21 protein-coding genes and 1 pseudogene are annotated in these 26,791 nt (G+C 57.7%); 6 read left to right on the top strand and 16 right to left on the bottom strand.

The window, feature by feature from the left end; translation table 11 throughout:
* Positions 1 to 177 precede the first annotated feature (177 nt).
* The 11 genes from HV832_RS07660 to hemP all read right to left on the bottom strand — a co-directional run bounded on the left by HV832_RS07660 (position 178) and on the right by hemP (position 11,981).
* On the bottom strand, positions 178 to 591 hold the full coding sequence (locus HV832_RS07660; protein WP_176802984.1) for a ParB N-terminal domain-containing protein: 414 nt from the start codon (positions 589 to 591) through the stop codon (positions 178 to 180).
* 69 nt (positions 592 to 660) lie between these two features.
* Positions 661 to 1,497: an ABC transporter ATP-binding protein gene (locus tag HV832_RS07665; protein WP_218131989.1), complete on the bottom strand. Its 837-nt coding sequence runs from the start codon at positions 1,495 to 1,497 to the stop codon at positions 661 to 663.
* Complete coding sequence (locus HV832_RS07670; RefSeq protein WP_176802985.1) at positions 1,494 to 2,540, bottom strand: FecCD family ABC transporter permease; 1,047 nt, start codon at positions 2,538 to 2,540, stop codon at positions 1,494 to 1,496. Before HV832_RS07670 ends, HV832_RS07665 begins: the two co-directional genes overlap by 4 nt.
* Positions 2,537 to 3,580 (bottom strand): FecCD family ABC transporter permease, encoded by a 1,044-nt coding sequence (locus HV832_RS07675; protein ID WP_176802986.1) that lies wholly within the window; start codon positions 3,578 to 3,580, stop codon positions 2,537 to 2,539. Before HV832_RS07675 ends, HV832_RS07670 begins: the two co-directional genes overlap by 4 nt.
* Positions 3,577 to 4,551: an ABC transporter substrate-binding protein gene (locus tag HV832_RS07680; RefSeq protein WP_176803478.1), complete on the bottom strand. Its 975-nt coding sequence runs from the start codon at positions 4,549 to 4,551 to the stop codon at positions 3,577 to 3,579. Before HV832_RS07680 ends, HV832_RS07675 begins: the two co-directional genes overlap by 4 nt.
* A gap of 53 nt (positions 4,552 to 4,604) precedes the next feature.
* Positions 4,605 to 6,026, bottom strand: coding sequence for an MATE family efflux transporter (locus HV832_RS07685; protein ID WP_223827167.1), 1,422 nt, complete (start codon positions 6,024 to 6,026; stop codon positions 4,605 to 4,607).
* A 3-nt stretch (positions 6,027 to 6,029) separates the two neighbouring features.
* Positions 6,030 to 7,064, bottom strand: a complete 1,035-nt coding sequence (locus tag HV832_RS07690) for a PLP-dependent cysteine synthase family protein (protein ID WP_223827168.1) — start codon at positions 7,062 to 7,064, stop codon at positions 6,030 to 6,032.
* 32 nt (positions 7,065 to 7,096) lie between these two features.
* A complete protein-coding gene (locus tag HV832_RS07695) occupies positions 7,097 to 8,446 on the bottom strand; it encodes a type III PLP-dependent enzyme domain-containing protein (RefSeq protein WP_176802988.1) in 1,350 nt (449 codons plus the stop codon).
* Positions 8,437 to 9,432, bottom strand: coding sequence for an ornithine cyclodeaminase family protein (locus tag HV832_RS07700; RefSeq protein ID WP_218131991.1), 996 nt, complete (start codon positions 9,430 to 9,432; stop codon positions 8,437 to 8,439). Before HV832_RS07700 ends, HV832_RS07695 begins: the two co-directional genes overlap by 10 nt.
* 20 nt (positions 9,433 to 9,452) lie before the next feature.
* A complete protein-coding gene (locus tag HV832_RS07705; protein WP_176802989.1) occupies positions 9,453 to 11,417 on the bottom strand; it encodes a TonB-dependent receptor in 1,965 nt (654 codons plus the stop codon).
* 330 nt (positions 11,418 to 11,747) lie between these two features.
* On the bottom strand, positions 11,748 to 11,981 hold the full coding sequence (gene hemP / locus HV832_RS17585) for a hemin uptake protein HemP (protein WP_218131992.1): 234 nt from the start codon (positions 11,979 to 11,981) through the stop codon (positions 11,748 to 11,750).
* 181 nt (positions 11,982 to 12,162) lie between these two features.
* On the opposite strand from hemP, the pseudogene HV832_RS07715 reads away from it, so the two are divergent.
* Positions 12,163 to 12,607: pseudogene (locus HV832_RS07715) on the top strand (transcriptional repressor).
* Between the two features lie 358 nt (positions 12,608 to 12,965).
* Here the strand turns inward: HV832_RS07715 and HV832_RS07720 are convergent.
* Together HV832_RS07720 and HV832_RS07725 are read right to left on the bottom strand one after the other, a co-directional pair.
* Entirely contained in the window at positions 12,966 to 13,358 is a 393-nt protein-coding gene (locus HV832_RS07720; protein ID WP_176802990.1) for a DUF2798 domain-containing protein, read from the bottom strand.
* Positions 13,359 to 13,434: 76 nt separating this feature from the next.
* A complete protein-coding gene (locus tag HV832_RS07725; RefSeq protein ID WP_176802991.1) occupies positions 13,435 to 13,752 on the bottom strand; it encodes a hypothetical protein in 318 nt (105 codons plus the stop codon).
* 152 nt (positions 13,753 to 13,904) lie between these two features.
* On the opposite strand from HV832_RS07725, the gene HV832_RS07730 reads away from it, so the two are divergent.
* The 3 genes from HV832_RS07730 to HV832_RS07740 all read left to right on the top strand — a co-directional run bounded on the left by HV832_RS07730 (position 13,905) and on the right by HV832_RS07740 (position 17,917).
* Positions 13,905 to 14,882, top strand: coding sequence for a LysR family transcriptional regulator (locus HV832_RS07730; RefSeq protein ID WP_176802992.1), 978 nt, complete (start codon positions 13,905 to 13,907; stop codon positions 14,880 to 14,882).
* A 178-nt stretch (positions 14,883 to 15,060) separates the two neighbouring features.
* Positions 15,061 to 17,106 carry a sensor histidine kinase gene (locus HV832_RS07735; RefSeq protein WP_176802993.1) on the top strand — a complete coding sequence of 682 codons (2,046 nt, stop codon included), beginning with the start codon at positions 15,061 to 15,063 and terminating at the stop codon, positions 17,104 to 17,106.
* Between the two features lie 94 nt (positions 17,107 to 17,200).
* Entirely contained in the window at positions 17,201 to 17,917 is a 717-nt protein-coding gene (locus HV832_RS07740) for a riboflavin synthase subunit alpha (RefSeq protein ID WP_176802994.1), read from the top strand.
* 65 nt (positions 17,918 to 17,982) lie between these two features.
* On the opposite strand, the gene pcaC is transcribed toward HV832_RS07740, so the two are convergent.
* Positions 17,983 to 18,363, bottom strand: a complete 381-nt coding sequence (gene pcaC / locus HV832_RS07745) for a 4-carboxymuconolactone decarboxylase (protein WP_176802995.1) — start codon at positions 18,361 to 18,363, stop codon at positions 17,983 to 17,985.
* Positions 18,364 to 18,702: 339 nt separating this feature from the next.
* On the opposite strand from pcaC, the gene HV832_RS07750 reads away from it, so the two are divergent.
* Positions 18,703 to 20,214, top strand: a complete 1,512-nt coding sequence (locus HV832_RS07750) for an HD domain-containing phosphohydrolase (protein WP_176802996.1) — start codon at positions 18,703 to 18,705, stop codon at positions 20,212 to 20,214.
* Between the two features lie 41 nt (positions 20,215 to 20,255).
* Here the strand turns inward: HV832_RS07750 and HV832_RS07755 are convergent, their stop codons facing one another.
* Positions 20,256 to 22,298, bottom strand: a complete 2,043-nt coding sequence (locus HV832_RS07755; protein ID WP_223827169.1) for a GAF domain-containing sensor histidine kinase — start codon at positions 22,296 to 22,298, stop codon at positions 20,256 to 20,258.
* Between the two features lie 49 nt (positions 22,299 to 22,347).
* On the bottom strand, positions 22,348 to 22,806 hold the full coding sequence (locus HV832_RS07760; protein ID WP_162019528.1) for an Lrp/AsnC ligand binding domain-containing protein: 459 nt from the start codon (positions 22,804 to 22,806) through the stop codon (positions 22,348 to 22,350).
* Positions 22,807 to 22,956: 150 nt separating this feature from the next.
* Here HV832_RS07760 and putA point away from each other — a divergent pair, with 150 nt between their 5' ends.
* Complete coding sequence (putA, locus tag HV832_RS07765) at positions 22,957 to 26,616, top strand: trifunctional transcriptional regulator/proline dehydrogenase/L-glutamate gamma-semialdehyde dehydrogenase (protein WP_176802997.1); 3,660 nt, start codon at positions 22,957 to 22,959, stop codon at positions 26,614 to 26,616.
* Positions 26,617 to 26,791: the final 175 nt, after the last annotated feature.

Genomic DNA, 26,791 nt, shown 5'->3' on the forward strand with positions numbered 1-26,791 from the left:
GCACTCGCCCGACAAAGACCATCCCCAGTTGCCGCGCCCGCTTTTCCTCCTCCATATGCAGGTAGACCCGAGGTGGTCGACACCGAGCACGGCGACAGGGCACGGCTGCGCTCGACGATCACCCAAAGGATCAGCCACTCGGTCCCTTGGCGGTAGGCAATCCGGGTAGGGGCGCTTTCAAGTCGCTTTCAGCATACATAGTTGAATTTCGGTCCGGGGCAGCACCGGCGCGAACCGGTGACGCGTCGTCTTATACGGGAAAATTCTGTTCTGCCACAGAATAGTGCGAAAAATGCAGTCGACGCAAAACGCTTCCCCGGTGTTCCAATCCGTGACCGCGACACGCGGGTCGTCGTAGCTGAGCAGCACGCACGGCAAATGGTTCAGTCCCAACAAGGCCGCCGCCCGTATCCGGTGGTTGCCATCCATGACGATGCCGGTGCCGCCGTCAACGGGGACCGGTGTCGTCCAGATGCCCGCTTCTGAAATGACGGAAGCCAGCTTGTGTACGTCGACGTGGTCAACATCTTCCGAAGGACGGAAGAAATCGATCGGCTTGAGTGCAACGCAATAGGAGTGATGATCGGCCATGTTTTCTTTCCTTGGAGACGATTTCAATGACATAGATGAGGGTTTCAAATTCGTGCCAATGTCGTCCCGTTATCGCCCCGACGCCGTGCGCGGCCGCTGCAACGCAAAACTGGAACGCCGCGCCAGCTCGACATCGAAATGCGGTGGGGCGTCAGCCGCAATGGGCACGAAGGTGCCGTGCACGCGAAACACCTGCTCGATCAGACTGGTTCCGGCGAGTGCGTGCGGATCCCCGTCGAACACCAGGCTGCCCCGCTCAAGCAGCGAAATGCGGTCGCAAACAGACATTGCCTGATTCAGATCGTGGATCGCCATCACGATGGCGACACCCCTGTCGCGGCTGAGCCGATAGACGAGATCGAGTACCTCGACCTGATAACCGATATCGAGGAAGGTGGTCGGCTCATCAAGCAGCAGGATCTGAGCCTCCTGCGCCAGTGCGGCCGAAATCCAGGCCCGCTGGCGCTCGCCGCCCGACAGTTCGGTGAGGCTACGGTCGGCAAGCCCGCTCAAGCCGGTGCATTCCAGCGCCCACCGGATCGCCTGCTCGTCGTCCGGACCATAGCCGCGGAACAAGCCGACGTGGGCGAATCTCCCCTGCCGCACCAATTGCGCGACGGTCATTTCATCGGGGGCCGTCGGCTGCTGGGGCAGATAGGCAAGGTGCCGGGCGAGTTCGCGGCGCGGCATCGCATCGACTGGCCTGCCGTCGATGGCGACGCTTCCGGCTGCCGGCCGAATCAGCCCGGCAAGCGCCTGCAGCGCCGTGCTCTTGCCGGAACCATTGGGGCCGATCAGGGCACGGATTTCGCCTTTTTCAAGAGCAAGATCAAATCCATCCAGCACCATGCGGCGGCCATAAGCGACGGATAACTGGGAACAGGTGAGCGGCATCGCAATCCTCATGGGGTTTTGCGCAAGAGCGCAATCAGTACGGGAACGCCGCACAACGCTGTGACCACACCAATCGGAATCTCGTCTGCCTGGCCGGCGAGGCGGCCGACGAGATCGGCCAGCGTGACCGTGACGGCGCCGAGGGTGATCGTCAGGGGCAGGCGCAGGGCGCTGTGCCGGCCGGCAACGAAACAGGCGAAATGGGGAACGATCAGCCCGACGAACACAATGGGGCCGACAACGCCGACCGCGCTCGATGCAAGGCAGGCGGAAAGCAACAGAACCAGCGAAAAGGCCGGGCGATAGGCAAGCCCGAAGGAGCGCGCCACCGGTGTCGAGAGGCTGAGGAGATCAAGGGGGCGGCGGATGAGCGGCAGTACGGCGAGGCCGACGATGGTAAAGGGCAGAAGAAAAACGGCATGCCGCCAGGTGCGCGCATAAAGGCTGCCGGACAGCCATTCGAGCAGAACTTCGATCCGCGTCGATCCCCATCCGGCAATGAGGCCGATTGCCACTGCATGCAGCACCGCGCCGACGGCGATGCCGGCGAGTGTCAGGCGCAGGGGGCCGAGATCGGCCTGCAGCGCCAGGGCATAAACGACAACGCAGGCGGCCAGTCCGCCGAGCAGGCCGATGCCCGGCAGCCAGTGCAGCGGAATTTCCGTGATCTGTGCGCTCGATCCTGGCGCGTAGGCATGAGCACCGAAGAGAAGGAACAGCGTGACGCTGAGCGTCGCTCCCTGGGAAATACCGACCAGCGACGGGTCGGCAAGTGGATTACGCGTGATGTTCTGGAGCAGGAAGCCGGCCAGGGCGAAATGGATGCCCGCCAGTACGCCAGTGGCGATTCTCGGCAAACGAATGTCGAGGATGATTGCCTGCGCCTCCGGTGATCCATGTCCGAGCAACGTGGCGGCGACATCTCCCGGCGGCAGATCGACCACGCCGAAAAAAACGGCGAGGACGAGCGACAGTAGAAAGAGAGCGAAAGATGCCGGCAGAAAGATCCGGGAAGAGGCCGGCCCGGCACCGGGGCGTAAAGAGTGGACTGTCATGTTGCGGCCTCTCCCCTGAAGGCAAGGCTTTTGCTCTGGATAAGGTAGATGAAGACCGGCCCGCCAACGAGGGCTGCGACAATGCTGACCGGCAGCTCACGCGGCAGGGCTACGGTCCGGGCAACGATGTCGGCCGCGACCGTGGTGAAACCGCCGATCGTGGCGGCGAAGCCGATGGTCCAGCCCGGTCCGCCGGGTTTCAGGAACCGGGCGATATGCGGCGAGACCAGGCCGACGAAGGTGACCGGCCCGGCCACAGGGGTAACACCGGCCACCGGCAGAACAGCGAGGACGAGCAGCACCGGTTTCCAGAAGGCCAGCCGGATGCCCATGCCGGCAGCGGCTTCGTCGGAGAGCGTCATGAGGCCGATGACGCGTCGGCAGACCAGCGCTCCTGCGATGCCGGCTGCAACCCAGGGAGTCATATAGGCAAGATGCGACCATGACCGCCCCTGGAAGCCGCCCGACAACCAGAACAGCAGAGATTTCACCTGTGCGCCACTCCGCATCATGATATAGGTGGTGACGGCGGAGAGAAGCATCGATACGGAAATGCCGCCGAGCGCCAGGTGCAGCGAACGCGACCTTCCGGATGGCCCGTGGGCGATCCAAAAAGTGACGACTGCCGCAGCAAGCCCTCCCGCCATGCCGATCAACGGATAGCAGGCGGGAGAAAGCCTCGGCAGAAAGACAAAACAGAATACGATCGCGGCCACCGCGCCGGAGGAAACGCCGGTCAGCCCCGGCCCGGCAAGAGGATTGCGCGTCAGCGTCTGCAACAGAAAACCGGAAACGCCGAGACCGGCACCGCCGACGAAAGCGGCCAGACTGCGCGGCAGGCGCAGCGTCCACACGAGAATGGAATCGATCCGGTCATCGGGCGACAGCAGGATGGAGACGAGCGCCGAGGGCGTCAGCGACCGGGTACCGGTCATCAACCCGGCGACGGCCACCAGCAGGGCACCGGCAGTCAGAGCCAGCGTCCAGCCTAACGGCCGCAGCCACGACCTTGCCGGTGCGGGTAACAAGGATGGTGTCATTTCTGCAACCCGGCCGGGATCAGTTTCACCGCCTCTGCGCGGACATCGACGGCCGGGAAGGTGCCGGGGTAAAGGTAGTGAGCCGCCTCGCGCAGAACGATCTCGCGGGCGATCGGCCCGTTGGTCTCGACCCAGTGGTCGCCAACATAATGGACGCGCTTGTTCTTAACGGCAGAAAGTTGCTTCCAGATCGGGTTATTTTCATGGGGGCGGTCCGGGCCGGAATCATAGACGAAGATCACCTCCGGGTTCTTTTCCAGCATGGACTCCAGGCTCAGTTCCGTACCGAACCGGCCGCCCTGTGTCATGGGGCCGGCAATGTTGACGCCGCCGAGCCCGATCGCAATCGAAGCGGCAGTGTTCTCGTCATGGAAGGAAAAGGGCGTGGCGCCTGCCCACATGATCAGAAAGCGCGGATGCACGGCCTTGGGCGCCTTGTTTGCGTAATCCTGCAGATGCTGTCTGAAGGTGGCGTTGAGTTCCTTGCCGCGCTCGGGCTTGCCGAGAATCCTGGACAATTCGGTGACTTCCTTCTCGCTTTCGGAGAACAGCTCCATATTGTAGGCGACATAGGGCGCGATCTTCTCTAGGTGCTGCGCATTGGCGGCGGTATAGCGCCGCATAGCGATAACCAGATCAGGCTTAGCTTTGGACAGAAGTTCAAGATTGGGCTTGGCGCGCTGACCGAGCTGCACCATGTCCCTGGTCAGGCCAAGCAGGAAGTCGGGCGCGCGCCCCGGCGTCAGATAGGTAGTGGCAAAGGGTTTGATACCGAGCGCCAGGGAAACATCCGCAGCCAGGTAGGAAATACCGGCGACGCGCTTCGGCGCAGCGGAAAGACGCACCGTCACGCCACGGTCGTCCCGAACCACAAAGCCCGGCTTGTCCTGCCCGCAGGCCGGTCCCGATGTCAGCGCCGCCAGCGCCACAATCGCGCTTCCTGCCGCCCATATGGTGCGAAGATGCCGCATCACTTATTTTCTCCAAAATATATTTGTTGTCACGATTGTTTCCGCCCCGGCATTCATCGCGATGCCAGGCGCACTGCTGCCGGTTCGTCTTTCTGCTGCGGCTTCAGAACCGCCTGCAGGTCCGCGGCGAAGCGCCAGCCGAGCAGAGCGCTTGTGACAGCGAATCCAAGGCAGAGACCAAACCAGATGCCGTAACTTTTCCAGCCCAACCAGTAGCCGCAGACGGCCATGGCGGGGATACCGATCAGCCAGTAGCCGATGAGGGTGTTGGTGAGCCCGGCTTTGGTGTTGCCAAGTCCGCGCAGCAGACCGACACATATGTTCTGCGCGCCCTTGCAGTACTGATGCACGATGGCAAACCACAGCAAGCCGCCCGCCGCCGCCAGCACAGCCGGGTCTGCATCCGTTCCGAGAAAAGGCCGCAGCACGATGCCCGGCACGGCCACATAGGCGATGGCAACGAGAGTCATGACGGCAAAGCTGATGGTAAAGCTGCGCGCCGCGATAGCACCGATCTTCCCCATTTCCCCCTTGCCAGTCGCACGACTCACCAGAATGGAAGAGCCGTGCGACAGCCCGATATTGAGCTGGTAGACGATGTACGCGAGCTGGTTGACGATGTTGGAGGCGGCCAGAACCACCGGCCCGAAGGTGCCCATGAAGACGGCGGCAATCGAGGTGATCGCAGCCTCCGAGCCATAGGTCAGCGTGATCGGCGTGCCCATCCTGGCGATGCGTGCAACCGTTTCCCGTCTGGCGCACCAACCGTTCAGGGCGATCAGCGCACCCAGTTTTTGATCGCGCAGCACGGTGCGGAGATAGACGAGAAAGGTCCACATATTGACCGCTGTGGTCGCCAGCCCGATGCCGGCGAGCCCTAGCTGCGGCAAGCCGAACCAGCCATAGATGAAGACAGCGTTGAGAAAGGCGTTGACAGCGATGGACACCAACGTAACCATCAGCAACGAGCCGGCGCGGCGCATGCCCACCGCGAATTGACGCAGGACATTGAGCCAGAGCATGGGCAGCAGACCCGGCGCCAGCGCCAGCATGATCGGCTTGGCCAGGGCGATCACCGCTGCATCCTGCCCCAGGAGAGGCAACAAATGGCCGAGACCGACCAGCAGCGTGCCGGCGCCAAAGGCAACGATGGTCGCCAGCAGCAGGGCAGCCCGCAACAGATCGCGGATTTCCTCGCGGGCAGGTTCATCCAGATCGGCGCTGCTGGTCCGTGTCTCGCCCTGTCCGGCGGCGGACGCGATGAGATTGCCGAGTCCCGTCACCATGCCGACGCACATGGTCCGCAGCTGATTGTAGAGCAGGAGGGCAAGTCCGCCGGCCGCGACGGCTTGCACGCCGATCAGGCCCATCATCAGAAGGTCGGTACTCGTCAGCGCGACCTGGGCGAACTGGATGCCCGCAATGGGAGCGGCGAGCGCGATGATTTCCCGATACTGTCGAAATTCCATGGTCATTCGTTATCCTCCCGCCGCCAGATTGCACGACGGGCGCGATGCAAGGTGTATCGAGTCCCGATAAGCATCGAACAGCCTGTGAAGACGCTGATGCGCCAGTTCGTCGAGGAGGTGGCGCTCGCGCAGCCACTCGTCGTCGTAGACGCTGTCGAGATATTTCTCTCCCGCGTCGCAGACCAATACCACCATGGTGCTGTTCGGTTCGACCAGCGCCAGCCGTTTCAGCGCGACATGAATCGCCGCGCCGGACGTGCCGCCGACCAGAATGCCGGTCCGGCGCGCAACGACGCGGGCGGCGGCAAAGGCGTCGATGTCGCTGACGGTCAGCCCTTCGTCGATCAGCGTGTGATCGACGTTCGGCCCGACGGTGAACCCGCCCGGTGCGCCGGCTCCGGTCTGCCAATACTTGCCGGGGGGACCGCCGAAGATGATGGATCCCAAAGGTTCGACGCCGATGCTGGTGACCAGGGAACCCAGGTGGCGCAGCTCCTTGACCGTGCCGCACATGGTGCCGCCGGTACCGACCGTGCCAACCAGATAATCGAGATCCGTGCCGAGATCGCCGAGCAGCTCGGCGGCAAGCCCGGCATAACCCTTGTTGTTGTTCGGGTTGGTGTGCTGATCCGGCCAGAATGCGCCGGTCTTCGCGACGATTTCTTCAGCCAGCCGGCGCCGCGCGATCGTACTCGGCCCATCGCCCCTGCTCTCGGCAAAGACCAGATTGACGCCCATTGCCTGCATCGCGCGGAGCTTATCGCGTGCCGCATGATGGTCGACGATGGCCGTGAACTTGTAGCCGCGCTCGATGGCGACGAGGGCGATTCCCTGCCCGGTATTGCCCGAGGTGGGTTCGACGATATGACCTCCCGGCTTGAGCCTGCCGTCGCGTTCGGCGGCGAGGATCATCTCGCGGGCCATCCGGACTTTGCAGGAGCCGGTAGGGTTGAATTGTTCCAGCTTCAGCAGCAGGCGGCTGCCCGATCCGGTACGGGCCAACTCATACAACGGCGTCCCGCCAATCAGGTCGGAACATGCCATTACAATCCGTTCAGCAGACTGATGTTTGGGGATCATTGGTTTATTCTCCAGGTGAAGCGTCCGTCGTGTTGGTTCACGACGATTTTGGGCGGCAGAGCGAGCTGGTGGAACTCGCTCTCGTTCTTGTCCATCTGATAACCAGCGGTATTGGGGTAAACGATCAGGTCGCCGTGGCGGGGTACGGCGGGGAACGTGATCTTGCGCCACGTCAGTACGTCGTACTCCATGCAACTGGAACCGCCGATCACCGCGCACACCGGATTTTGCGGACGCGCCGGTCCGCGCTGCACCAGGAAGGGAGCCGGCAAAAACTCGCTGTTTTTCCACTGCTCCGATAGGCTCATGGAGAGGCCCGCGACAGTCACGATCCCGTGCTCCGCATTGCGCTTGAAGCCTTGCACGGGAAAGACTGTCATTCCCGCGCCATCGAGCAGCGCCCGTCCCGGTTCCAGATAGAGCTGCACATCGGCAGCGATGAGCCTGGCTGCCAGCGTTCCGCCTCCTGTTTCAGTTATCGTCTGCAAGATCGCATCCAGCATCGCCGCGCCGGTGGGCGACTGGTAATAAGGATAGAAATGGCTGAAGCTCTTTCCCGCATGGAACTGGGCGGGATCGAGCCTTTCCTTGAAGACGCGCCAATCGTCCTCTTCGACGTAACTGCAGGCAAAACCACCACCGATGGAGACCGACGAGCAGGGAAAGCCCTGGCCGCGCGCTGCCACGCACCGGTCGATCAGCGCGGCAGCCAGCTCGGCGCGCGGCGCCACCGCGTAGCCGTCGAGATGAAAGGAAAAACCGTCCATCAAAATGTGCCGGCGGGCATCCGCGCAGCGCTGAAGCGCCGCGAGAAGATCGTCCTGATTCAGCCCGAAGCGGCTATTGGGGCTGTTAGGTGGAAGCACGCGCAGCAGGATCCGCAAGACGTTTTCCGTGTTCGATCCTGCTGCAACGGCAATCGCGCGCTCCAGTTCGTCCAGGGCATCGATGGCAACGATCGCGCCGTGGCGGCAGGCCAGCCATAACAGATCGTCGCTCTTGGCCGCGCCCGTGACGCCGATGTCTTCTCCGCGGATGCCGTTGGCAAGCGCATGGACGAACTCGGGTTTACTGGCGACATCGACCGCGCCGCCGAGCCTTGCCACTTCGCGCAACCACGCTCCTGCCTTGTTGGCCTTCTTGCCGAAATAGACTTGCCCCGCGATGTTGCGGTCCCGCAGAACACGCTGAAAGTCCGACAGATTCCCGGCAAAACTCTCGGGGTGAACGAGGTGGAAGGGGCCGTCCACCGCGCGGGTAATCTGGTCGAGCAGCGCGATGTCCTGTCGGGCGTCAACGGCCCAGGCCCGTTCGCAGGCGCGCATCGAGTTGGTGGTCAATTCCATAGTTCGATCCGCTTGCCGCGGCCTGCGGCAATGCCTCTGGTTGCGAGGGCATGCGCGACGGGAATATCCGTGATGATCATTCCGCTCGAGAATGCGAACACCCTATCCTCTTGCGATCGTCGCCCCGGCTTGCGGCCGGCCACGATGTCGGGCAGCTCGGCATCGATACGGGCTTCGTCGCCGGAGCCGGCGAGCCGCTTTCCGGTGACGCCCATCTGCCCTTCGTTCGTCGCGATCGCGTAGTCGGCGTCCAGCAGTGCGCCGGCCTCCACACCCTTGCTGGCGACCGAAATGAGCAAGCCGCCGGGTGGCAGCCACTTGGTCTGGATCTTGGGATGAGCGGCGCGTCCCGAAGCCACGACGACGATATCGGATTGGGCGACAGCAGCGGGCACGTCCTTCACCAGTTCGATCTCGCGATCGGGAAAATACCTGGCAAAGGTCGAAAGACTTGCGGCGATCCCGTCAGGATGTGTGCCGAACAGGCGTAGGGTTTTGAGGGAAGGCAGCGCGGTCAGGAGATAGGGCAGCGTGTTGATGCCCTGCGCTCCGGTGCCGATCATCAACGCCGATTGGACATTCTCCTTGGCGCAGTGCTTGGCGATGATCGCCGTCGTTGCCGGCGTGCGGGAGCCCCCGACACGGTGGCAATCCATGAACACGAACGGTAATCCGGTTGTGTCGTCATAGAGGCTGATCGTCGTATAGTATTTTTCTGCGCTATCGGTGCCCTGGCGATAGGAGGTCTTGAAGCCGAGCTGCTGGAGAGCGCCGTCGTAACCGAGCATCGAATAAGAAACCGCGTCCCGCTGCGCATCGGGAAGTTCCATCATGAGTTTCGTCGGGCAACGGGACTCTCCGTTGGCGTAGAACAAATAAGCATCCTCTACGAGCCGGATCACGTCCGCCGGAGGAAGCTCGATGTCAACCAGATCCGAACGGCTGAGAATATGGACGGCAGGTGTACGCATATATGACTTGGTCATGTCAATTCCTTTCGATGTCGTTAAAGATCAGCCGATACCGTGATACTAATGGTCCGCGGGGCGCCAACACTCATGTAGCCCGCCGTGTTCGACTCCCAGTACTTGCGGTTAAACAGGTTCGCGATGTTCAGATTGAGCGAGACGGGGGTGTCAGCGACCTTGGTGGAATACCGCGCGCCTGCATCGAAGCGGGTCCAGCTCGGCATCTGCACCTTGTTCGCCGCATCCAGGAATCGGGAGCCGGTGTGGAGGGTGCGACCGGTCAACGTCAGCCCAGGTATGGATGGGGCATCCCATTCAAGGCCAAGATTGAATTGAACCTTCGGCACTCCCACGGCCTGGTTGCCGTCAGTGCTGCCACCTGCGGTCTTCGTCAACTTGGGGTCCATCACGGTCACGCCGCTGAGCAAGCGCAGGTTGCGTGTCAACTCGCCAAAGCCCATGATTTCGATCCCCCGGTGGCGTTGCTCGCCGTCTACGCCAAACACGCCCGTGCTCGGGTTCGTGATGCCATTCGGCGTGGAAATCTGAAACGCGCCTGCGGTAAGCGCCAAGGTGCCGAAGTCGTATTTCGTGCCAATTTCGACCTGCTTCGTCCTGTAGGGCGCGAATATCTGTCCTGCATTCACACTGGTTCCTGGGGCCGTAGGTCCTTGGGTGAGGCCCTCGACATAGCTCCCGTAGAAGGCCAGTGACTTGTTCGGGCGCAGGGTCACGCCCACCATGGGCGTGGTTGCACTCTGGTCGTACTGGGAAGTGATCGCGCCGGTCGTTCCTGAAAAGTTATCGACCTTGATCTTTTGGTGCCTGATGCCACCAGAGACCTGTAGGAAGCCGTCCGCGAAAGAGGCGACGTCGGCGATGGCGATCCCCGACAGCGAGGTTTCGGATGCGCGTTTCTTCGAGAAGGAGGACAAGGGAGACGCAATGGCTGTCGGCTGCGCCAACAGGACAGGCGCGTAAATGTTCGTCAGGAAGCTGGCGTACGATGTTTTCCCCAAGTCTTGATCCAGGCTGATACTGCTCGCCGCGATGCTCAAGTTGTGGTCAACCGCTCCAGTCCTGAATTTGCTCCTGATTCCGGCTTCACTCGATTTCGACCCATAGTCGGCGTCTTGGGATACCGACGCCACGCGCCCGCCACCGTTGGCATCGAGGATTTGGGTGCCGTTCTGATAGTCCAACCTGCGTTGATTGAACTGCGCGGCGCCGGTGGCTGCGAACAGGACGATGCGATCGGTGAGGTCGTATTCGGCCCGCACCATCCCAGTCGTACCGCGCGTCTTCGAGTAATCGAACGACTGGCTGGTATTGATGCCGGGGGTGGGAACGGAAGGAAGGCCGACTCCCGAGGCCAGAAAGTAGCCACGCTCGGGAGCATGGATGGTGTCGGCCTGATACAGCAGATCGGCAAATAGCCGAAGCCGTTGGCCTTGGTAGTCCAGCCCCAGGGACATGTCCCCACTGTTCGCCTTTTGCCGATCGATCGGCGGACGTCCATCTCGATAAGCAACGTTCATACGTATGCCGATCTGTTTGTCCTCACCCAGGCGGCGAGCCAAATCCAGATGACTGCCGAAACGGGAATCGGATGCGTATTCCGCAGTCAGACGGGTCAACGGATCGGCACCCGCACGCTTGGTCACGACGTTGATGTTGCCCCCCGTGCTGCCGCGCGGTGGCGTGCCGTTAAGTAGCGCGCTCGGCCCCTTGAGCAGTTCGATGCGCTCCAGAGCGTCCGTGCTCACCATGTGCTTGGGAAGAAGGCCATACAGACCGTTCAAGGCCACGTCGTCGTTCGTAACCCGAAAGCCGCGGATCGTAAAGGCTTCGTACAGATTGTCCCGACCTACCACGTCACGGACGGATGGGTCGACCACGGTTAATAGATCTCCCACAGACTTTGCTTGCTGATCGCGTATGGCCTGCTCCGTATAGCTGGTCATGCTGAAGGGAACGTCCATAAAATCTACATTGCCAAGCATGCCAAGGCTTCCACCGCGCGCAACTTGACCGCCGGAATAAGGCAGAGAGAGCGCGTCAGGCCGTCTCGCAGTGACCGTCACTACGGGGAGAGTTGTTACATCTCCGGCACCCTCTTGTTTTGGCGCGGTTTGGGCGTGACCGTGACTCATCACTCCGGTGGTCAATAGTCCCGCGAAGGCCATACGCAAGGCGGAAGCCAGCGGCTTGGATAGCATGGGCGCAGAGGCGCCCGTAGAGCGGGAAGCAGAAGTAGTCTTGTGCAGCACAGTGTTCCTTTCTTTTGGATGCACTGGCTGGCGACAGCAGGCTTGTGCGACGATCGGTTGGTTTTAATTGGTGAGGATCAACTTTCCATTCAGCGTCAGTCGTAGCCGGTAAACTCTCCCGTCATGCACGATCTTCAATTCGCGCCGGTGGCCGGGAAGTTCCGCGCTCGTGATCCGTCCACATGCAGGACCACCAGCAATTGCATGATCAGCCGCCGGCTGGCACTTATCGGGCATTTCGTTTGGAGCGGATAATCGAGAAAATAAGCGCATGCACAAATTATAAATAAGAATCATTATTATTTGCAACAATATTGTTCTCTATTTTCACCGCTGCACATAAATGCCATGCTTAGTATCATTTAAAAATGGATTGCGCGATTCGAGTGACAGCGCCGTGCCCGTATCAATGTGAACTGCTAATGCCTGGAAACACGAACAGAAGTACTTTTAATCAAAATATATGATGCGCAAACCAATGGATATTCCGCAAGAGCTGCGGGCATCCGGTCTGAAGGCGACTCTGCCGCGCTTGCGCATTTTGCAGTTTTCCCATGAAGGCAAAAACAAACCCTTGGCTGCCGAGAATGTGTATCGCTCCTTGCTGGATGAGAAAATCGATGTCGGCCTGGCGACCATCTACCGGGGGGGCTGGTGCAATTTGCGAAAGCGGAAATCCTGATGCGCCGTCAGTTTGAATCCGGCCCCGGTGTCTTTGAATTGAATAAGGGCAGCCATCATGATCACTTGATCTGTACGGCATACGGCACAAGGTCGAGGAGTTTGTCGATATTAAAATCGGGCGTCGTCAGGAAGAAGTTGCGAAAGAACGTGGCTATGCATTGCATCAACATTCACTGTCTTTGTGTGGTATTTGTGCGAGCCGCGGACAAGGGAAAGTCAAGACGGACACAGCCTGTTGAAGGACTTTCTGACATGATGCCGCACGCCGGACAAATAGATCGTGCAGCGAGAGATGCCAACTTCTATATCCCGATTCCTGATTCTCAGCAGCCACCCTCGTGGCCGGATCATCGGGCATCGTATCGCCCCAAATAATTAGAACACTGAGTCACCAGGATTGGGACATAGTAGATGGGAGTGACCTTCGTCGGCCGGGCACGTTAAATCAGACACCGGCGTACTGCAACGCCCCAGCGTCGGAAAAAATCAGTTCTGGACTTATATCCCCACCAGGAACAGTCATAAAAAAAGCCGCACAGAGCACGGCTTCAATCTAGCAATTGCAATGTGGTGGTTGCCGTCTCCGCAGTATTGTTTTCAGTAACGACTTGCAGACAAAGATTTGACTTGTAAACCAGCGATCCGGGTCGCTTCTGCAGCAGCATGCGGGATATCGCTGACCATCAGTCCCTGACGAACCGGCAAAGCAATGGGCACAACCGGCTGACTCATGCTGCGGCTGACGTGGTTCAACATAGGACGCAGCATATACGCGACCGGAAACGCGATGGGCCAGGTGGTCAGCCACGCTTCCATCCAGGCACCGAAAAAATCGTTGCTGAAACCCAGCCACAGCAGGCGCATGACGGCCGTTGCGACCAGCGTGATCACGCCGGTACTCAGCATGGTCGGCAGCATGGATGCCAGGCTTTTGGAACCTGCAATCTGACGCGGTATCTTCTGTGGCAGAACAGAAACATAAGCTGACATCGTTTTATCTCCGCAGGCAAAAATTTGTTGCATTGCAAAAGCAGGGATATGATCTGGCTTGTGCGAAATTTTTCATTTATCCGCGGGCAGCCAGTGCACGCAATTCTGCCGCCATATTCGGCGATGTGCTGTCGAGGTCATTGGCAATATTGCGCACGGCCAGCATGCTGCGCAGATTACGCAGTGCGGATTTTTCTTCGCGGGTCTTATTCGGGAAAACAGCCAGTTTCAAGGCGCGCAGCATACCTGCCAGTAACGGCTTGAACACGACCAGCATGGTGGTCAGCACGCCCAGACCCAGCAATGGACGGAATGAGGCGATCATTGTGCTGATGGCAGCTTCGGCAACAGGCAGGGCGCTGGTAGCGGGGAAGGCGATATTTAAGAAGTTCATGATGTTTTCTTTTTACTTTGACTTTACGGAATAACGCCATATTATTGCATTGCAACATATAATCCCAATTTCCATTTCCTATAATTAATATATCGTTTGTGAATAATTGCAGTGAACGCTATATATGAAGACAATATGTGGAGACCATCAGAATGAACTTTCTGACATTAGATCTGAACTTATTGCGTGTGTTTGATGCCGTCATGATCGAACAGAATCTGACGCGGGCAGCCGATAAGCTGGCAATGACCCAGCCTGCGGTATCGAATGCACTGAAGCGCCTGCGCTATTCCCTGAATGATGAATTGCTGATCCGTACTGCTTATGGTGTCAAACCGACGCCGCGCGCGGAAGCGCTGTGGCCGGTGATCCGCCAGGCGCTGTGCAGCCTGGAATCGGCGATCGCCCCGGACAGCTTTGATGTTTCCCAGACAAAAATCACCTTCCGGATGGCGATGGCGGATGCAACTGCCGCGCTCTGGATGCCGACCCTGGTCCGTTCAATCCAGAACGATGCGCCCGGCATCAACGTGCGCATGGTGCCGTTAACAACCCGTGAGCCGCGCCCGATGCTGCTGCGCGGCGATATCGATATCGCCGTCGGCTTTTTCCCCGGCGTGGTGGCCCAACTGTCAGGCGGTCAAGCCGCGGGTAACAGTCCGATCCGGCACGAGCGGCTGTATTCCGGACGTTATGTCTGCGTCATGCGGCGCGACCATCCGCTGGCCGGTTCTGAACTGACGGTGGATGACTACTGCGCCGCCCGTCATCTGCTGGTGAGCTTTTCCGGCCGGGCGCACGGACTGATTGACGAAGTGCTGGCAAAGATGGGGCGGGAGAGGCATATCCTGCTGACCGTCAATCAATTCTTTACCGGTGGCAGGGTGGTTGCGCATTCCGATCTGATCACCGTCCTGCCGCGCCACCTGATCAGTGCCACCGGCATGACCGAGGCGCTGATCTGGAAAGAGCTGCCGTTTGAAACCCCGCAGGTACATATCGATATGCTGTGGCATGAGCGTGACAGCCGCAATCCGGCGCATCAGTGGCTGCGCGACAACCTGACCAGCATGACGCACTCCAATCTGGTGGCGGAACTGGAACAAAACAATATGGACGACGACAGCTGAAACCGGCACTGCGATGCGCTGAAGAATTGCACAGCCGGACAAAAATTGATAGGCTGCGGTATGTATTCTTCTTGGATTCAGACAGTCTGACCATCGGCCGGAAAGCCCGCTCTGCTGAAGGGTTTCCGGCAGACACGGGCTGTATAGAAGGCGGAACAGATTACTCTCATTCATCACCATGCGACCAGCGACTCTCCCGCGTCATCTGTTATGCCTGCTGATATTTCTGATGTGGCTGCTGCCGGGCATCGCCACCCATGCCACTGCCGGCATACTCAGGCTGGATGACCGGCAGGAGCAAATATCGCTGCAATCCCATTTTCAGATGCTGGAAGACAAAACCAGCACACTGGATATCCGAGATATTCTGAAACCGGAAATCAACCAGCGCTTCCGCCCCATGTCCAGTAATCTCAGCGCTGGCTACAGCAATTCCGTGTTCTGGCTGCGGCTGGATCTGCAGCGCACACCTGAGAGCATTATCAGGAACTGGATGCTGGAAATCACACCGGTTATGCTGGACGATATTCGTCTGTATCAGCAAGCGCAGGACGGCAGTATCCGCATGCGCCGGGCCGGTGACCGCATTCCGTTTTCCGAACAGGAAATCCGGTTTCATTACCCCGTGTTCCCGCTGCAACTCGATGACACCGCCGTCACCACGGTATATCTGCGGATACAGAGCACCAGCTCGGTGTTCCTGAGAGCGACGCTATGGGCGCGGGACCGGTTTGCCGAATCTTCCAATTACAGGTCCAATATGATGGGCATGTATTACGGCATCATGCTGGCGATGATTGTCTACAACGCACTGCTGATGATCAGTTATCGCGATATCTCCATGCTGCATTATCTGATGCTGTCACTCAGCACGCTGGCAGCTGGCATGAGCGTCAACGGACATCTGGCGATGTATGTGGCACCGGACTGGCCCTGGCTGGTCGATATAGTGCCGGCGCTGTCTTCGCAGACCATAGTCTTGAGTTCATCGCTGTTTATTTCCAGTTTTATGCACCTCAAAACGACGATGCCGCGCACGTATCTGCTGTTTCGGGGTATCCAGCTGTTTGAACTGGTGATGATCGGCTTTGTCCTGGCCGGTTATAACCCGCAGATTGCCGCCATCGCGCAGTCAGTCGGTCTGGCGCAGATTCTTTTGTACCTGCCGGTCTGCCTGCTGTCCGGTTTGCGCGGTTATGCGCCTGGCTATATCGTACTGGCAGCGTCTGCGGCATGGATTTCCGGCGTATCGCTGGTGCCGTTGCGCAATCTCGGTATCATTGAACCGAGCTGGATCACCGATTACAGCTTCCAGATCGGTTCTGCGATCGAAGTGATTTTGCTGGCACTGGCGCAGGCTTACCGCATCAGCCTGATTAAGAAGGAAAGCTCCAGAGTGCAAAGGCAAATGTTGAGACTGTCGCAGCAGGCCGAATCCGAGCTGGAAGAAAAAGTGCAGCTGCGGACCGCTGAACTGGACGAAGCGGTGCTGCGACTGGAAGTGCTGGACAAGCAGAAAAATGAATTTCTCGGCATCGCCGCGCATGACCTGAAAAATCCGTTGACCAGCATCATCGGCATGAGCAAGCTACTGCTCAACATGGGGCACCAGCTGTCAGAACCGCAAAAACAGCAGTATTGTGAGCGCATCAGTACCAGCGGCGAACGCATGATGCATATTGTGACGAATCTGCTGGATGTGAATGCGCTGGAATCCGGCCAACTGAATCTGTCGCCGGAAACGATCGATCTGGGCAAACTACTCAACGAAACCGCACAGCAATATGAAGAGATGCTGAAAGCCAAAGGACTCCGTGCCGTGATCCATGCCGGGCGTGCCGTGATGATCCGGGGCGATGTCAGCGCCTGCACCCGCATTATTGATAACCTGGTGTCAAATGCCATCAAGTTTTCGCCGCCCGGCAGGCATATCTGGCTGCATCTGAGCGAGCAGGACGGCATGGGGCGGCTGGAAATCAAGGACGAAGGTCCCGGCCTGTCGGCAGAAGACCAGACGCATTTATTTACCAAGTTTTCGCGCCTGTCCCCGACTCCGACAGCGGGCGAACATTCCAGCGGGCTCGGTTTATCGATTGTTAAAAAACTCAGCGAAGCACAGCAAGGGCGGGTTCATTGTGTCAGTACGCCGGGGCAGGGCGCGGCATTCATCGTCGAACTGCCGCTGGCCATGATCGATCCGGCGACGCTCTTCAATCCTGCCTGAGAGCGCCGTCCGGCAACACTGCGCAGCGTTCTGCCCCGTAGCGGGGTGATTACTTTACAATCACGTCTGATTTAAAATTTTGATCGGCAATTTTATGTTCACAGGCATTGTTCAGGGCGTTGCCCATATCGCAGACATCAAAGACCTGCCGGGCTTGCGCAGTTTCCGAATTGAATTTCCCGAAGGCTTTGCCAAAGACCTGGAGATCGGTGCCAGCGTCGCTGTCGACGGCGTTTGCCTGACGGTCACCCAGTTGCACGGGGCAAACGCTGCCAATTTCGATGTGATGCAGCAAAGCCTGAACATCACCACGCTGGGCAGCTATGCCCACAACAGCCGGGTCAACGTGGAGCGCGCCGCGCGCGATGGTGCTGAAATCGGCGGCCATCCTTTATCCGGCCATGTGGATTTCACCGCCCGGCTGGCGGCCATCCGTCAGACTGACAATAATTATGTGCTGCGTATTGCTGTTCCACCCGAATGGCTGCGCTACATCTTCGCCAAGGGTTATATCGCCGTCAACGGCGCCAGCCTGACGATTGCCGAAGTCAACCGTGCCGAAAGCTGGTTTGAAATCTGGCTGATTCCGGAAACCCTGCGCATGACCGTGTTTGCAGAAAAGACCGTGGGTGCGGCCCTGAATATCGAAATCGAACGCAGCACCCAGGTGATCGTCGATACCGTGCATACCATACTCAGCGACACGCTGGGTCCGCTGCTACCAGCGCTGGAAACCCTGTTGCAACAACAGGGGGTGGATAACAGCCGGCTGTCCGGTCTGCTGGAATCGGTAAAAAACAGTCACCGCTAAAGCCAGCCAGCACTCTGCGCAGGAGAATTGCACAATACATCATTATTGGTACCAGGCGGACAGAATTAAGCAATCTGCCCCATTTCCTTCAGCACCTCGTGTGCGGAACGGAAAGCATCAATCGCCAGTGGCATACCGCAGTACACGCTGGCATGCAACAAAACTTCCTGAATTTCCTGCATGCTGGCGCCATTATTCACCGCTCCACGCACATGACCTTTGATTTCATGCGCCCGGCCCAGTGCCGTCAGCATGGAGATGGTCACCAGACTACGGGTTTTGAGTTCCAGCCCGTCACGGCACCAGACCGTGCCCCAGGCGTTGCGCGTTACAAACTCCTGTAACGGTGCCGTAAATGCATCGTTCTGATTGAATGCCCGGGCAACAAACTCCTCTCCCATGACCTGTTTGCGAATCTGCAGACCGTCTTCAAATTGCTGATCCATCAATTTCTTCCTCTGCTGGTTGATAAAATCGTCTCATCTTAAGGGGATCGGCCGTATTTCGGCAAATAGCGATAGCACTCAACATTTCCATATGGAAATGTTGCAGATGGTAAAAATTCATAAAAATGGCTTTTAAAAACGCACCGGACTGGCGCAGAATTATCCTGGTCAGGTGGAGTACCACAGGAGCAGTACATCTGGTGCAACAAGGCGCGATAACAACGACCGACCGGTTTTGCGCCCTCTTGATTAAATTACTGTGTCCGCTTTCATAGCCAGCGTCTAAAATGAAAAAATCCGCTACTTTTTTCAGCACTGTTTGAACAGATCGGAAAAAATATGTCCTTCCTGAAGCCGGAAACACCGCGACTCTCTCCATGGAAAGTATTGCTGGTCGATGATGAGCCAGATGTCCATGACGTGACCAAGCTGACCCTGAGCCGTTTCCGGCTGGATGGGCGGGCGCTGGCATTTCTGGATGCCTACAGCGGCAAAGAAGCAAAAGAAATTCTGGCACGCGAACAGGATATCGCGCTGGTGTTTCTCGACGTGGTGATGGAAAACGATAATGCCGGGCTGGAAGTCGCACGCTGGCTGCGGCAGGATCAGAGTAATTATTTCACCCGTATCGTCCTGCGCACCGGCCAGCCGGGCCAGGCGCCGGAAGAAAGCGTCATTGTGGAATACGACATCAATGACTATAAGGAAAAAACCGAGCTCGACCGCAAAAAGCTGTTCACCACCACCTTTGCCGCCTTGCGCGGCTACCGCGACATCATGACGGTGGAAGAGGCGCGCCGCTTCCAGTCCACCTACCGCGAGGGACTGGAAAGAGTCATCGAAGCCTCCAGCCATATTTTTAAACAGCGCAATCTGTATGATTTTGCGCATGGCCTGCTGCAGCAGGTGGTCGCCCTGCTGCAGCTTGAAAACAGCATGCTGGTCAGATTACGCGGCGCTTCGGGGATTTCGGAAGAAAATAAATACGAAGTCATTGCCCGCATCGGTGACATGGGAAATGAAGAACCGATTTTTACACCGGAATTATTGACGCAGCTGAACGAAACCTGCATTAACCGCATCTCGCGCCTGTACGGCGATACCTATGTCGGCTACTTTCCGAACAACAGCGGCAAAACCTCGCTGCTGGTGCTGCAGGGTGTGCATGATGTGTCTGAAGTTGATGCCAAGTTGCTGGAAATTTTTTCGTCCGGCGTGGCGATTGCGTTCGACAATATTCTGCTGAATCAGGAAATCACCGATACCCAGGGCGAGCTGATCATGCGTCTCGGCGATGTGGTGGAGTCGCGCTCGCACGAGGCTGGCAACCACGTGCGCCGCATGGCGGAAGTCTGCCATATGTTAGCCACCGAATCCGGTATGGACAGCGATCATGCCACCATCCTGCGGCAGGCAGCACCCATGCATGACATCGGTAAAATTGCGATTCCGGATGCCGTGCTGCTGAAACCGGGTAAGCTGAATGCCGAAGAATGGGAGATCATGAAACAGCATCCGGATGTCGGCATGTCGATTCTGGACGGCTCGCAGCGCCCTATCCTGCGCGCCGCAGCCGTCATCGCGCACCAGCATCATGAAAAATTCGACGGCAGCGGCTATCCGCAAGGGCTGAAGGGTGAGGAAATTCATCCGTTTGCACGCATCGTCGCCGTCGCCGATGTCTTCGATGCCCTGATTCAGAAACGCTGCTATAAGCCGGCATGGCCGATTGAAGACGTGTTGAAACATTTGCAGGAAGTCGCCGGCACGCATCTTGATCCTCAATACGTACATATCCTGATCCGACATGTGGATCAGGCGCTGGCGATTAATACCATGTATCCTGATTAAACCGCACTGACAGCAACGGGACTGCTCTTGCAGCGGGAGTGTTATGCAGCGCCATCCACTCTGCCGGCTCGTGAAGCAGACGAGAGTGCAGTCCGGATACGGGGAAACTGCATCTGGTAAGTCAGCCCCTGTCCCGGGCTGCTGCTGGCATTCAAAGTTCCGCCCAGCGGTCCGGTCACCAGATTGTAGGAAATATGCGCACCAAGTCCGCTGCCACCCTGGCCGCGCTTGGTGGTGTAAAACGGCTCAAATAATTTTTCCAGCGCAGCCTGACTCATGCCGATGCCATCATCAGCATACGTCATGTGCACAGTGTCCTGCTCGGCGTGAGCACGAATCAGGATATACCCTTCATCGCGCCCTTCAAAACCGTGCATCAGTGAATTGGTGAGCATGTTGGTCAGTATCTGCGAAACGGCTCCGGGATAAGTCCGCATCAGGATGCCGGGCGGACAGTCGATCCGCACCTTATACTGATGGCCTTTCAGCTTGGGCTGCAGCGACAGCAGCACTTCATCCAGATAAGCGCGCAAATCGAATTCGCGGATACTTTCCGAAGACTGGTCCACCGCGACCTGCTTGAAGCTTCTGACCAGCGCCGCGCCGCGCAGACAGTTGGTCATCAGAATCCGCAGCGACTGGTCCAACACATCAAAAAATTGGTTCAGACCAGATTCATCGAGGTGTTCCTGTTCCAGTTCCTTGCGCACCAGCGCCAGCTCTTCGACGATATGACTGGCAGCTGTCACGCAAATTCCAAGCGGCGTATTGATCTCGTGCGCCACACCGGCCACCAGACGTCCTAATGACGCCAACCGGTCCTGATCCACCAATTCTTTTTGTGCCTTTTTCAGTGCAGTCAGCATCTGGTTCAGTGCATCGTTCTGCAGCTTCAGTTGTTCTTTGGCGATACGGTTATTTTCATCGGCCTTCATTCTGGCAAATGCCGCCGCCACATGGTGTGCGACAAATTCAATCAGGTCCTTATCTGCTTCGGAATACGTCACGGCTGCATCGTAGCTTTGCAGAATGATGACCCCATATACGACATCAGCGGCAATCAGCGGCGCACCGATCCAGCTATAAACAGCCAGACTCCCCAATGCCAGGATCGTGCCGTTATCGATCATTTCCAGTAACTGCGCACGGTTGATCAGCTGTGTCTGCCGGTTCTGTATCACATACGAAGTCATTCCTGAACCGAGCGGAAAACGCTTTCCCAGTGCGCTGTTTCCATCGACTTCATCGACCGAATATTCAATGCTGAATTCCTGACTGTCTTCATGAAACAGCGCCACCATAAAATTTTTGGAAGGTACCAGCTGACTGATGATTTCGTGCAGGCGGGAAAATTTCCGATCGTCTTCCGATGCCTGCACCGATAGTTCTGCAATCTGGAATAACACTCTTTGCAGAGTCTCGGCTTTTTTGCGCTCCTCAATTTCATGTTCCAGCATCAGGGTACGTTCCCGCACAGCCTGCTCCAGCCGGTCAACGCTGAACAAGCTTTGCAAGGCTGCCGAGACATGGGCAGCAATCAGTCCGAAAATTTTCTGATCTTCTTCGGTATAAATATGAGTGGGGTCATAGCTCTGCACCACCATCACGCCGAGCGAATGGCGCTGATGATCCAGCAAGGGATGTCCCATCCAATGTTCTGCACGGGTGCCCGAGCCCCAGGTTTTGTTTTCCCGCTCACGGGCTGCGTCCTCCTCGGCGGTCATCACAAGGGGCCGACGGTTCAGGATCACCCAGGCGGTCGGGGATGCCTCCGGCGAATCCAGCGGAAAGCGCTGTTCGGGATCAAGCGGCGTATCGAATTCATCGACTTCATACACATAGCGCACGCTGTACGTGGCATGGTCGAATAAAGCCACATAAAAATTGGCCGCATACATGATGCGGCCGGTGATCTGATGGACAGACTGCAGAAAACTGACGATATCGCTGCAGGCAGCAGACAGTCTGCTGATTTCCAGCACCGCATTCTGTACGGCTTCGAGTCTTTCCAGTCGTTTTTTCATGGGTGTTTCACTATCGAGATACGCCGGATTTTTTTCCGGCGACATACCAACAATGTCCATGCTCAGTGTACTGCAGATCAGCGCGACACCTTGACTGTCGCGGGAAAATTTATTTGATCGGCAGGCAACTGGTGTTTTTGACTTCTTCCATCACGGCATAGGTGTGTGTTTCGCGGACGCCACTCAGTTGCAGCAAGGATTTTCCGAGGAAATCGCGATAGGCGTTCATGTCTTTGACCCGTGCTTTCACGAGATAGTCGAAGCCGCCCGCCACCATGTGGCATTCGAGTACTTCGGGAATAGCCTGCACGCCGCGCCGGAACGCATCAAACACGTCGGGCGTTGTGCGGTCGAGCACGACTTCGATAAATACCAGCAGCGCCACATCCAGCAGATGCGGGTTCAGTTGTGCGGTATAGCCGAGGATATAACCAGATTCCTGCAGTTTGCGCACACGTTCCAGACAAGCGGCAGGAGAGAGGTTAACCCGTGTCGCCAGTTCTACGTTACTGATGCGGCCATCATTTTGTAATTCGGCCAGAATTCTTTTACTGATTTTGTCGAGCATAAGAAGTCAAAAATTGATCAGAAGGGAATTAATAAAATTCGGGATTATTTTCTCACAAAAAAGAAAATTTCGATATGTGTTCAGATTTCCAGAATTAATCATCAAAGAGCATCTATACAATGAAATCATATTTGTTCTCATTATTCTTCTATGGATGCAACTTCTGTGCCTAACACTTCCAAGCCATTTTCCGCTCTGCAGACAGAGCTGCTGCCCGACCAGGGAACTCTCAGAACGGCAATTACCGCTGCATACCGCAGGGATGAAACTGAGGCCGTACAATGGCTGTTAAATGCAGTCCATCCTTATCCCTCGTTACAAAAAGATGTTGCGCAACTGGCACACACCCTGGTCACTTCGGTGCGCCAGCAACGTACGCGGGCTTCCGGGGTGGATGCGCTGATGCACGAATTTTCGCTGTCATCGGAAGAAGGCGTGGCGCTGATGTGTCTGGCAGAAGCTCTGTTGCGGATTCCCGACCATGAAACGGCAAACCGGCTGATTGCCGACAAAATCAGCCGCGGCGACTGGCGCAAACATCTGGGTGAATCGCCGTCACTGTTTGTAAATGCAGCTACCTGGGGCTTGCTGGTAACCGGCAAGCTGGTTGCCACCAACAGTGAGCAGGGGCTTGGCGCAGCGCTGACCCGACTGATCGCCAAAGGCGGCGAACCGCTGATCCGAAAAGGGGTGGATCTGGCGATGCGGATGCTGGGCAACCAGTTCGTGACTGGTCAAACCATCGAAGAAGCGCTGAAAAACAGCCAGGACAATGAGAAACGCGGCTATCGCTATTCCTACGATATGCTGGGCGAAGCCGCCCTGACCGCCAAAGATGCGGCTTTTTATTATCAGGCTTACGAAACGGCGATTCATGCCATCGGCAAGGCATCGGCCGGTCGCGGCATCAAGGATGGTCCGGGTATTTCGGTCAAGCTGTCGGCACTGCATCCGCGTTACAGTCGCGCGCAGCGTGCGCGCACCATGACAGAACTGCTGCCGCTGCTGAAAAAGCTGCTGCTGCTTGCCAAACACTACGACATCGGTCTCAATATCGATGCCGAAGAAACCGACCGGCTGGAGTTGTCGCTCGATCTGATGGAAGCACTGGCATTCGATGCCGATCTCAAAGGTTTTGAGGGCATCGGCTTCGTGGTGCAGGCGTATCAGAAACGCTGCCCGTTTGTGATCGATTATCTGGTCGATCTGGCGCGCCGCAGCGGCAGCCGTTTTATGATCCGTCTGGTCAAAGGCGCTTACTGGGATGCCGAAATCAAGCGGGCTCAGGTCGATGGTATGGACGGTTATCCGGTCTATACACGCAAGGTGTACACCGATTTGTCTTACCTGACCTGTGCGCAGAGATTGCTGGCAGCGACCGATGTGATTTACCCGCAGTTCGCCACCCATAATGCGCTGACCTTATCCACCATTTACACCTGGGCGCAATCCGCCGGCATCACCGACTATGAATTCCAGTGTCTGCATGGCATGGGAGAAACTCTGTACGATCAGGTGGTCGGCAAAGACCGCCTGAATAAGCCCTGCCGTATTTATGCGCCCGTCGGTTCACACCAGACGCTGCTGGCTTATCTGGTGCGCCGTCTGCTGGAAAATGGTGCAAATTCGTCTTTTGTGAACCAGATTGTCGATGAAAGTATTTCCATCGAATCACTGATCGCCGATCCGCTGGCTGTTTCACGTGAACTCGGCGGGAAAGCGCATCCCGGGATTCCGCTGCCGCATGATCTGTACGGACAGGAAAGAAAAAATTCTGCCGGGCTGGATTTTTCCAATGAGCTGACATTACAGAAAATTTCAGCACATTTTGCTTCTGCGGCTGAACGCAAATGGCAGGCTGCGCCACTGCTTGCTGCTGACAGCACCGCCAGCGCCAGCCATCCGGTACTGAATCCTGCCAACCAGCTTGACCGGGTCGGTGAAGTGATTGAAGCCAACAGCCATGATGTGCAACAGGCACTGACCGATGCCGCGCATTTTGCGCTCGAATGGCAGACCACCGCACCTTCAGCCCGCGCCGCCTGCCTCAAAAAAGCAGCCGACCTGCTGGAAGCGCAAACGCTGGATTTCATGGGGCTCGCCATTCGCGAAGCCGGAAAATCCCTGCCGAACGCGCTGGCAGAAGTGCGCGAAGCGGTGGACTTCTTACGCTATTACGCCGCCCAGATCGAATCGCACACCAACACCCAGGCGTTAGGCCCGGTGGTGTGCATCAGCCCGTGGAATTTCCCGCTGGCGATTTTCATGGGCGAAGTCAGTGCAGCGCTGGCTGCCGGCAATGTGGTGCTGGCAAAGCCGGCAGAACAAACGCCGCTGATTGCATTCCGCGCAGTGGAAATTCTGCATGAAGCCGGCATACCGCGTGCGGCGCTGCAATTCCTGCCCGGCACCGGGGAGATCGTCGGTGCCGAACTGGTGGCAGATCATCGCGTGAAAGGAGTGATTTTTACGGGTTCTACGGAAGTCGCGCAGATCATCAACCGGACGCTGACCAAACGCGCCGCTGCGGAAGGCATTGATATCCCGCTCATCGCCGAGACCGGCGGACAAAATGCCATGATCGTTGACAGCAGCGCCTTACCGGAGCAGGTCGTCAACGATGTGCTGTCTTCTGCATTCGATAGTGCGGGTCAGCGTTGTTCCGCTTTGCGGGTACTGTGTCTGCAGGAAGATATCGCTGATAAAACCATAGAAATGCTGCATGGTGCGATGCAGGAATTACGCATCGGCCAGACCGACCGGCTGGCAACCGATATCGGCCCGGTGATTGATGCCGAAGCACAGGGCAACCTGCTGAACCACATCCGCCACATGCGAGGCGTAGCCAAATCGTTTTACAGCCTGGAGTTGGGAAGCGACTGCCGGCAGGGAACGTTTGTGGCGCCGACCGTCATGGAAATTGCCGATCTGTCGGAGCTGAAAAAAGAAGTGTTCGGTCCGGTACTGCATATCCTGCGTTTTCGCCGCGACCAGCTGGGACAACTGGTGGAGCAGATCAACGCCACCGGTTTCGGCCTGACGCTCGGCATTCATTCGCGTATTGATGAAACCATCCATTTCATCACCAGCCGCGCCCACGTCGGCAATATGTATGTGAACCGTAATATCGTCGGTGCGGTAGTCGGTGTGCAGCCATTCGGCGGTGAAGGAAAATCCGGCACTGGCCCGAAAGCCGGTGGCCCGCTATATCTGAAACGTCTGCAACGTACAGCCCAGGCCGATATTGGCGGACACACCGTATACGAACGCCAGACCCCTGCGGCGCTGAATGCGCTGATGGTGTGGGCTAATGCAGAGGGCCTGCAGAAAATTGCCGAGCTGGGCGAACACTATGCGCATCAGAGTCCATACAAGATCACGCAGGTCCTGCCTGGTCCGACCGGCGAGAGAAACACCCTGTCGTTCGTGCCGCGCGGAGCGGTTTTTTGTAGCGCAGACAAACTGCCTTGCCTGGTGAATCAGCTTGCCGCCTGCCTCGCGACCGGAAATACCGCCGTGTTGCCATCCGCTACCATGACATTGCTGCCAGCCAGTCTGCCAGAAGCAGTACGCGCACATCTGCGTGCCGGTGAAGCCCAGCACTGTGGTGCGCAACTGGCGTTGATTGAAGGTGGTCAGCTGCATGCGTATCAGGCTGTCTTTGCGGCCATGGATGGCGCCATTGTTTCCGTCGTCGAAACCAGCGATCACCAGGAAATTCCTTTGTGGCGACTGGTCGCCGAGCGTGCTTTGTGCGTCAATACCACCGCAGCTGGCGGTAACGCCAGCCTGATGACGATGACCAGCTGAGTATTGCGGCGCCGCTTGCCGGTATCGCGTTTCTCCAGACCCCGCAGTTGCGGGGGTTTTTTTTATGAAAATACTGCCGCAGACTGCGATGGGTAAAATCCGGATTCTGCGCTTACAATGCACAGGCGTTGAATCTGCGGTGCGCTCGATGCCGGATGAGCCATGACGCCGCAGA

The sequence above is a fragment of the Cognatundibacterium oligocarboniphilum genome, assembly GCF_013377855.1.
GTDB classification, from domain to species: domain Bacteria; phylum Pseudomonadota; class Gammaproteobacteria; order Burkholderiales; family Burkholderiaceae_D; genus Undibacterium; species Undibacterium oligocarboniphilum.